This is a genomic window from Pseudomonas citronellolis, assembly GCF_029335315.1.
GTDB lineage: Bacteria > Pseudomonadota > Gammaproteobacteria > Pseudomonadales > Pseudomonadaceae > Pseudomonas > Pseudomonas citronellolis_A.
In genome coordinates, this window is record NZ_JARJLT010000234.1 from 1 (window position 1) to 8,722 (window position 8,722).

Annotated in this window: 7 protein-coding genes; all 7 read right to left on the bottom strand. The window is 66.9% G+C overall.

Annotated features, from left to right (window positions below; genetic code table 11):
* Positions 1-22 precede the first annotated feature (22 nt).
* Complete coding sequence (locus P3W75_RS18180; protein WP_276228709.1) at positions 23-1,270, bottom strand: tetratricopeptide repeat protein; 1,248 nt, start codon at positions 1,268-1,270, stop codon at positions 23-25.
* A gap of 10 nt (positions 1,271-1,280) precedes the next feature.
* Positions 1,281-2,498 carry an HlyD family type I secretion periplasmic adaptor subunit gene (locus P3W75_RS18185; protein ID WP_276228710.1) on the bottom strand — a complete coding sequence of 406 codons (1,218 nt, stop codon included), beginning with the start codon at positions 2,496-2,498 and terminating at the stop codon, positions 1,281-1,283.
* A 69-nt stretch (positions 2,499-2,567) separates the two neighbouring features.
* On the bottom strand, positions 2,568-4,901 hold the full coding sequence (locus P3W75_RS18190) for a type I secretion system permease/ATPase (RefSeq protein ID WP_276228711.1): 2,334 nt from the start codon (positions 4,899-4,901) through the stop codon (positions 2,568-2,570).
* Positions 4,902-6,422, bottom strand: a complete 1,521-nt coding sequence (locus P3W75_RS18195) for a TolC family outer membrane protein (RefSeq protein ID WP_276228712.1) — start codon at positions 6,420-6,422, stop codon at positions 4,902-4,904.
* Positions 6,423-6,816: 394 nt separating this feature from the next.
* Positions 6,817-7,200, bottom strand: coding sequence for a hypothetical protein (locus P3W75_RS18200; RefSeq protein WP_276228713.1), 384 nt, complete (start codon positions 7,198-7,200; stop codon positions 6,817-6,819).
* A 412-nt stretch (positions 7,201-7,612) separates the two neighbouring features.
* Positions 7,613-7,966 carry a DUF5862 family protein gene (locus tag P3W75_RS18205; protein ID WP_276228714.1) on the bottom strand — a complete coding sequence of 118 codons (354 nt, stop codon included), beginning with the start codon at positions 7,964-7,966 and terminating at the stop codon, positions 7,613-7,615.
* 237 nt (positions 7,967-8,203) lie between these two features.
* A partial coding sequence (locus P3W75_RS18210) for a TolC family protein (RefSeq protein ID WP_276228715.1) occupies positions 8,204-8,722 on the bottom strand: 519 nt, incomplete at its 5' end.

An 8,722-nucleotide genomic window follows, 5' to 3' on the forward strand; every position in this document is an offset into this window, starting at 1 on the left:
GCATGGCGCGCTCCTACGGGTATCAATGGTTGCACGGGCTCAGGGCGATGCGCGCCTCGCCGTTGCGAATCCACTGCGCGTAGCGCGCCGGGATATTGCCCTTCACCTCGCCGCCGCTCACGACGGCGCGGTAGTCGCAGACCGCGCGCTCGCCCTCCCCTTCGCGACGGTACAGGGTCCAGCGCACCGGGCTGCCTTCGGCCAGCGCGCAGGGCAGGCTGAACCAGGGCGAGCCTTCGGCGTAGCCGACGTGGAAGTCGTCCGGCATCGGCCCGCCGGGGAAACCGGCGGCGCCGAGGAAGCCGAACATCGAGTCGTGCTGCAGCAGGCTGCGCCGCGCGTACGGCCAGACGTACTCGCGCAGGAAGTACTGGTCGGCGAAGTGTCGCGAGGCCAGCGGCGCGGCGAAGAACGGCCGGGCCAGTTCGGCCAGCGTCGGCAGCGCCCCGCCGACCACGCCCCAGAGCCCGGCCAGCAGTAGCTCGGTGTGGGTGCCGTTGTCGCGCATGGCGTGGAACAGCTTGTCGCTGCGCAGCCACTCGTCCACCGCTTCCACTTCGCGCTGGCTGATCACCGAGTCGGCGTCGCGGAACAGGATGCGCTGGGCCTGCGGGTCGTCCAGGGCGAGGAAGCGCCACATCGGCCCCGGCCACTGGCGCTGGGCCTCGTCGACGCGCACCACCTGGCCGCCGGCGTCGAGCAGGCGCTGGACGATGGCCTCGGGCACGCTGTCGTCGATGTAGAAACGGCAGGTCCAGTGCGGGTACAGGCGCGGCTGCTCGATCACGTTGAGCACCGCGGTCTCGCAGTACTTGGAGCTGTCGCCGAACAACGAGAAAGCGATCAGGTTGCGCTCGCGGGTCGCCGCGCTGGGCGCTGGCGGCAGCGCCGGCGATTGATGGGCGATGGGCGGTTCCACGCCGAACTGGCGCTCGCGCAAGTTCAGCGCGTGCAGGCCATGGCGGCGCACCTCGTCCCACTGGCGCAGCGCGCAATTGGCGTGGGACAGCGCGTCGAACAGGGCCAGGCTGCCGCCGCCGCAGGCCAGGGCGCGGTTGGCATGGCCTATGGCTTCCTGCCAGCGCTCCAGCTTCACGCAGTTGACCGCCGCGTCGACCCATACCGGTGCCAGCTGCGGCCAGCGCCGGGTGGTCTGCAGGCAGAGTTGCAGGGCCTGCTCGTAGCGGCCCTGGGCGAACAGTTGGCTGGCACGCTTGCCGGCGTTCTCGACCTCGCGACGCTCGCGGTAACTGGGAGTGCGTGCTTTCATCGGTCCCTCCTCAACGCTCGCGCAGCGCTTCGCGGGCGCGGTTGAGCGGCTTGGTCAGGTAGTCCCAGACGGTCTTGCTGCCGGTGTGGATGTCCACGGTGGCGACCATGCCGGGGAAGATCGAGAAGCTCTTGCCGTCCTTGTTCTTCAGCGCGTCGGTCTCGGTGCGCACGAACACCCGGTAGTAATACTGGTCGCGGCGCACTTCGTCCTGGATGGTGTCGGGCGAGATATTCACCACCTGGCCCTTCAGGCCACCATAGATGGAGTAATCGTAGGCGCTGATCTTGACCATGGCCGGCAGGCCGGGATGGATGTAGGCCACGTCGCGCGGCGAGATGCGCGCCTCCACCAGCAGTTGGTCCTCCACCGGGACGATGACCATGAAGCGGCCGTTGGGCGGAATCACCCCGCCGACGGTGTTGACCTCGATGTCCTTGACGATGCCGCGCACCGGCGAGGTAACGGTCAGGCGCGACAGCGAGTCGGCGCGGCCGCGGGTCACCGACTGCTGCGCTTCCACTTCGCTGTTGGCCTTGGCCAGGTCCTCGCGGGCCTTCACCAGGTACTGGTTGCGGGTATCGGTGGCCTTGAGCTGCAGCTCGTTGGCCTGGCGTTGCAGGCGCAGCACTTCGACGTTGCTCGCCGCGCCGGCCGCGGCCAGGCGCGAGGTCATCTGCAGTTCCTTGTTGACCAGGGCCAGGGCCTCGCTGATGCCGTTGAGGGTCTTCTGCAGGCCCTCGCGGCGCGACTTGTACAGCGCGGTCTCGGCCTTCACCAGGTCCGGCTCCTGCAGCACCTCGGCCGGGAACGCCAGCTCGCCGCCGTCCACCTCGGCGCGCAGGCGCGCGGCCATGGCCAGCGCCGAGCGTACCCGCGAGGCGCTCTCGCCCACCGCGGATTCGGTCTTGGTGCGGTCCAGCTGGGCCAGCACCTGGCCGGCGTCCACCAGGTCGCCCTCCTTGACCCGCAGCTGCAAGAGAATGCCGCCTTCCAGGGACTGGATGACCTGCTCGCGGGAGCTGGGGATCACCTTGCCGGTGCCGGTGGAAACCTCGTCCAGCTTGAAGAAGTAGGCCCAGGCGAACAGCGCCAGCATGCCGACGAAGGCGCCCCAGACCAGGCGCGAGGCGCCCGGCGCACGCTGCCGCTCGACGAAGAGGTCGTCCTGCGCCGCCGGCTTGCTCGGCTCGGCGGGCTTGGGCAGTTGTATCGAATTGACCTGCATGATGACTCCCGACGCGGGCGGCGCCCGCGTCCTTCATGTAATCCATCGCCGGCCCTTGGGCCGGCTCCCTCAGGCGATGATCGGCAGCCCGTCGTCGGACGACGGCGGAACCGGTCGCGCGGTGGTTTTCGGCGGCTGCGGATGCGCGCGCACGGTCATGCTCGGCGTCGGCGCGGGCATCGCCGCCGGCGTCGGCGCCGCGGACCTTGCGGCAGCCCGCGCGGCGGCCTGGACGGCCTGCGGCGGCTCAGGCGGCTGCGGCGCGGCCGGTTTCGCGGCCTGCTGGCTGAGTTTGTTCAGCACCGCCTGCTTGGTGTCGTCCAGCACCACCTTGCCGTTGTCGACCACGATGATCCGGTCGACCCAGCGCAGCACGCCGGGACGGTGGGTGGCCACCACCAGGGTGCGGTCATGCAGCCAGGGTTGCAGGTTGTGGATCAACTGCTGCTCGGCCACTTCGTCGAGCCACGCGGTGGGCTCGTCCAGCAGCAGTACGCGCGGGTCGCGCAGCAGCGTGCGGGCCAGCAGCAGCGCCTGGCGCTGGCCGCCGGAGAGCCCGCGGCCGCCTTCGAGAATCTGGTGGTCGAGGCCTTCCGGCTGCGCCTGTACCAGGGACAGGGCGCCGCTCAGGCGCAGGGCGTTGAGCAGTTCGTCGTCGCTGGCGTTGGGCCGGCCCATGGTCAGGTTCTCGCGCAGCGTGCCGAAGAACAGGTTGGCCTGCTGGCTGAGGAAGGCCACGTCGCGGCGCACGTCGTAGGGGTCGATCAGCTCCAGCTTCAGCGAGTCGAGCATCAGCATGCCTTCCTGCGGCCGGTACATCCCGGCCATCAGTTGCAGCAGGCTGGACTTGCCGGCGCCGTTGCGGCCGAGGATGGCCACCTTCTCGCCGGCATTGATCTTCAGCTGGGCCACCTCGATGGCCTGGCGCTTGTCTTCCTGGCGGTAACGGAAGCGCACGTTCTCCATGGCGAAGTCGCCGTGGATCACCGGACGGTGCAGCAGGCGGCCGGCCTCGGCGGTTTCCACCGGGCGCTTCATCAGTTCTTCCAGGCCCTCGCGGGCGACCTTGGCCTGCTGCCAGCGCGCCATGATCCCGGAGATCTGCGCCAGCGGCGAGATCATCCGCGACGACAGGATCGACATGCCGATCAGCGCACCGGTGGTCATGTTGCCTTCCATCACCTGGAAGCAGCCGACCAGGATCACCACCGCGTAGACCAGGGTCTGCACTTCCTGGGTCCAGGTCATGAGCGCGCCGGAGATGAAACGCTGGCGCATGCTGATGTCCGCCGACACGGCGTTGAGGTGGTTCCACTGGTTCTGGAAGCGCTGTTCGGCGCGCAGCTGCTTGATGTCCTCGATGCCCTGCACCGCCTCCACCAGGATGGCGTTGCGGATCGACGACTCGCGCATGCCTTCCTTGGACAGCTTGGCCAGGCGCTTCTGCGCCAGCAGGCCGGGGATGATCAGCAGCGGCAGCACCGCCATGGGCACCAGCGCCATGGAGCCGCCGACCACCCAGAGCATCACCAGGAACAGGAAGAAGAACGGCAGGTCGGCCAGGGTGCCGAGGGTGGTCGAGGTGATCAGTTCGCGCACCTGCTCCATCTCGCGCAGCTGCGAGATGAACGAGCCGGTGGACTTCGACATGGCCTCGTTGCGCAGGCGCAGGGCGTGGCCGAAGACCCGGTCGGAGATGCGCAGGTCGGCGCGCTTGCCGATCTTGTCGGACAGGCTGGTGCGCGCCAGGCGCATGCCGAACTCGATGGCCACCGCCAGCATCACCCCGCCGAACAGCACCCACAGGGTCGGCTCGGACTGCGCCGGCACCACGCGGTCGTAGACCTGCATGGAGAAGATCATCGAGGACAGCGCCAGCACGTTGGCCACCATCGAGGCGAGCATGATGTCGCCATAGCGGCGCCAGTCCTTGAGGACTATGCCCCAGAACCAGTTCGGCTCGTAGGGCTTGATGTAGTCGTCGACGCGCACGTCGGGCACGGCGACTTCCGGGCGCAGGCAGAACACCCGCTGCACCCGCTCGCTCACCTCGCTCGCCGGCAGGGCCTGGAGCACGCCCTGCTCGCCGCTCAGGCGCACGCCGACGCGGCCCTGGCCATCGACGCTCTCGATGACCCCGACCTGGCCGCCGGAGAATTGCGCCAGCACCGGCAAGCGCCAGGGGTCCAGCACGCCCTTGCTCAGCGGCTCGCTACGCAGCGACATGCCCATGTCGCGGGCCATGCGCTGCAGCTGCTGATCGAGGTCCTGGGTGGGCAGCCACTCCAGGTCGACCCGCACCCGCTCCTCGGAAACGTCGAGGCGGTAGTGCCGGGCCAGGAACAGCATCGCCTCCAGCCAGGGAACGTAGGCGGCTTCGGACTTCTGCGCTTGCGCGGTCATTTAGATCTCTCCCTTGATTTGGAAGACGTCGTGCATGTAGCCGGTGGCGTTGATGAAGCCCACCTGGGCGGCCCACAGGTCGTGGCGTGCGTTCACCAGGTCGCTGCGCGCCTGGAAGATTTCCTGCTCGGTGTTGAGCAGGTCGAGCAGCGTGCGGGTACCCAGCGAGAGGTACTGCTCGCGGTACAGCTGCTGGGTGTCATGAATGCTCTTCTCGCGCTCGACGAGCACCTTCAGGCGCTCCTGCAGGCCGCTCATCTGCTGCTGCAGGGCGGTCCACTCGTCGCTGGCCTCGAGCTTCTTGGTGTAGATGCGTTCTTCCGCCGCGCGTACCGCCTGGCCCGCGCCGCGCACCCGCGCCGAGGGCGCGCCGCCGGCGAACAGGTCGTGCTTGACGCCCACGGTGAGGGTGTAGACGCGGTCGCCCGCCATCTCGCCGGCGTTGCCCATGTACTTGCTGACGCCACCGTCGACGGTGAAGGTCGGCATGGTGTTGGACTTGGCCAGCGACAGCTGCGCCTGCGCCTCTTGCACCTCGGCCTCGGCCAGGCGCACGGCGACCGGGTACTCCGGGGTCGGCTCGATGCCCTGGGCGGCTTGCAGCAGGCGCGGTTCCGGCACGCTGACGCCGCTTTCGGGGATGTCCCGGCCGATCATGATGCGCAGCTTGTTGCGCTGCTGCTGCAACTGGGTCTGGATGGCCAGCAGCGACGACTGCGCCGCCTCGACCCGCGACTGCGCCTGGATCAGGTCGGCCTGGGTGCTGGCGCCTTCGCTGGCGCGCTGGCGGGCCAGCTCACGCAGGCGCTTGATGCCATCGATCTGGCCGTTGGCGGCGCCCAGCAGGTCGTTGTAGCGCGACACCTCGACCAGGGTCAGCGCCGATTGCCGCGCCACTTCGTCGGTGGTGGTCATCAGCTGAAACTGCTGCACGCGCACGCCGGCTTCGGCGTTCTTCACCGAGTTGGACACCTTGCCGAAGTCGTAGATCATCTGCGAGGCGCTCAGCGACAGGCTCTGGCCGTTGCCGTAGACGCCCTGCTTGCCGGTGTTCAGGCCGGTCTGGATGGTCGGCAGGTAGCCGGCCTTGGCCACATTGATGCCTTCGCGCTGCTGGTCGACCTGGGCCGCGGCGTCGCGGATCGACGGGTAGGTTTCCACCGCCAGGGTCACCGCCTGCCACAGGTCGAGCCCACCGCCGGCGGGAACGGCCTTGGCGTCCTCGGCGGCCCAGGCGCGGGTCAGGTGGTCCACCGACATATCCAGTGCCGGCCTGGCCGGGGCCTTGGCCTTGGCCGACGCCACGGGCCTGAGTTCGGCCGGCGCCGGAAGCGGCGCCGCCGGCCTGGTGTTGACCGGCGCGGCCGGCTTGCCGCCGGACGCGGACGAGGCCGCCGGCTTCGCTTCGCTGGCGGCGCCTTTCTCCAGGGTCTTGCGTACCGCCATGGCGGTGGGCGCGAGCGCCAGGTTCGGGGCTGCACTGCCGGCGTCCAGCCACTGGCATTCGGGATTGCAAACCATGCGTTTGGTGGACTTGGCGGAGGCATCCGACACTTCGCCCGCAACAACGAACGGGGACATCGCCAACAAGGCTAATGCACCCAATTGAAACTTCTGGAAATACATCTGAGGCACCCTGGAAATCGGAGTCGCCATGCTACAAGTCGGCAAAAAACCTATCGCTAGGAATATTCCTAAAGAAACCGCCGTCTTTTCCTCACCCAGGACTTACTTAATAAACACATAGCCCGAATATACCGAACTAGAGCCACCCAGAAATCCGTAAGAAAATTCGCAATTACAAATCATGTAGGAGATTTCATAAATTCAATCAGGGCACACCAACTACCGCGTCCAAAAGAAAAGGGCCGCTGCACCGGCAGCGGCCCTTTCCGTACGCCCGGATGCGAGCGAATCAGCGCGGGCCGTGCTGGCTGCCGCCACCGCCGAGGAAGCCGCTCTGGCTGCCCTGGCCGGTAGCGCTGCCCGGCAGGCCGATGATGTCGTTCCACACATCGCCCAGTGCCTGAACCTGGGAGCCAGTGCCCTGGGCGGCGCCGTTGAACAGGCCGTAGACCGCGCCCCAGATGGTGCCGAAGGCGCCGACGACCACACCGGCCACCGGGTTCAGGATGGCGCCCAGGCCGCTGCCGCCGCGCAGCGACATGGTGGCGCCGCGCCAGGCGGTGCCCATGGCGCCGGCGATGATGCCGAGGATGGCGCCGCCGATGCTGTCGAAGAAGCCGGTGGTGGCGCCGCCGGCGACCATTTCGATTTCGTTGGAGTTGAGCTCTTGCATGTTTATCTCTTACTGCTTAGGTGTTGGACCAATGCTGTTGGCCTGGAAAAGACGCAACAACGCACATGACGCTTTTCCGTCGCAATCCCGAAGGAACGCGACAGCCCGATAATTGTCGAAAGACATAGATCGCCAGGCAATATTTAATTCCCTTATTTGTCCGCATTCAGGACTGTCGATTCGGAATTGCCGAAACAGACACATTGCCCAGGGGAAACTTCCCACAACAAACTCTAGTGGGTAAAAAAAGCAGCCACCACCTTGTACGACTGTCTCGACGCGCCAATTCCGGCCACACGTCCAACGCGGTTCCTGCCTCGACCACTCCAGCGCACAAACAACGAAAATATTCCGCGCACAACAATGAAAAAGGGCCACTCCCTTGCGGGAGTGGCCCTGTTTACAGCGAGGTTCAGTAGGCGCGCGGGCCGTGGGAACTTCCGCCGCCGAGGAAGTTGCCGAACAGGCCGTCGGCATCGCCCCCGGAAGAATTACCCAGGCCATAGGTCTCGCGATAATGGGCGGCATAGGCCTGCACCGTTTCACGATTCGACAGCAGGCCGGCGAAGGCGCCGAAGATGCCACCCACGACCGGGCCGACGAACAGCCCTACCAGTTGCGCGACAGGCGCGAACAGGCCGCCCCTGCCGCCAATGGCGGTGCCCACGGCCATACCGGTGGTGAAGCCTTCGCCCACGCCCCAGAGCATGCCATCGAGATCGCCGCCGGCGACCTGCTGGATGTCTTCAACCGTCAGTTCTTGCATAGGTAGTTCCTTTTTCATGGTATTTCCCATCGCGGGGACAACTTCCCCACGGCGCAAAACATAGATCAACGGCATTACCCACGCACTCGAAACATCCAGTAAGCAAGAGTTATTAGGAATCACCTCAAGCGCATATGAACAAAAACAAACCCCCTATAAAACCATCGCGATGAATATGAAGTTATTTATTTAAATCGCGAATAGTGGGAACTTCCGCTCCCCTCCCCCGCCGCGGGCTCATTGCAGCGCCCAGAACCCCAGGCGACCCAGGCCGGCGGCCAACTGCAGGCGTGCGTTCTGCCAATCGGAAAGCGCCTGGATGTGCTGCTCGCGGGCGTCGGCGTAGGCGCTCAGCGCGTTGAGCAGTTCGATCATGCTGCCGACCCCGGACTGATAGCGGCCACGGGTCACCTCCAGGGCCTCGCGCGACTGCGCCACCAGGGCATCGGTATCCTTCAGGCTGCCGGTGTCGGTCATCAGCCGCTGGTAACTGCTCCACACCGCCACCGAGACCTGCTGCTCGGCCCCGGCCAGCGCCGCGCGGCGCGACTCGACCTGGGCCTGGGCACCGCGCACCCGGTAACTGCGCTCGAAGCCTTCGAACAGCGGAATGGTCAGGCGCAGGCCAACGCTCGAATCGCGCTGCCGGGTGTCGCCGTTGAGCGCCAGCGGCTGGTCGCTGCGGGCATGGCTGAGGCTGCCGGTCAGAGCCAGGCTCGGCAGGCCTTCGGCGCGGGCCTCGGAGACATCGTGCTC

Excerpts from the sequence above, each read along its gene's own strand:
- P3W75_RS18180 (WP_276228709.1), bottom strand. The coding sequence starts at position 1,270 with ATGAAAGCACGCACTCCCAGTTACCGCGAGCGTCGCGAGGTCGAGAAC.
- P3W75_RS18185 (WP_276228710.1), bottom strand. The coding sequence starts at position 2,498 with ATGCAGGTCAATTCGATACAACTGCCCAAGCCCGCCGAGCCGAGCAAG.
- P3W75_RS18190 (WP_276228711.1), bottom strand. The coding sequence starts at position 4,901 with ATGACCGCGCAAGCGCAGAAGTCCGAAGCCGCCTACGTTCCCTGGCTG.
- P3W75_RS18195 (WP_276228712.1), bottom strand. The coding sequence starts at position 6,422 with ATGGTTTGCAATCCCGAATGCCAGTGGCTGGACGCCGGCAGTGCAGCC.
- P3W75_RS18200 (WP_276228713.1), bottom strand. The coding sequence starts at position 7,200 with ATGCAAGAGCTCAACTCCAACGAAATCGAAATGGTCGCCGGCGGCGCC.
- P3W75_RS18205 (WP_276228714.1), bottom strand. The coding sequence starts at position 7,966 with ATGCAAGAACTGACGGTTGAAGACATCCAGCAGGTCGCCGGCGGCGAT.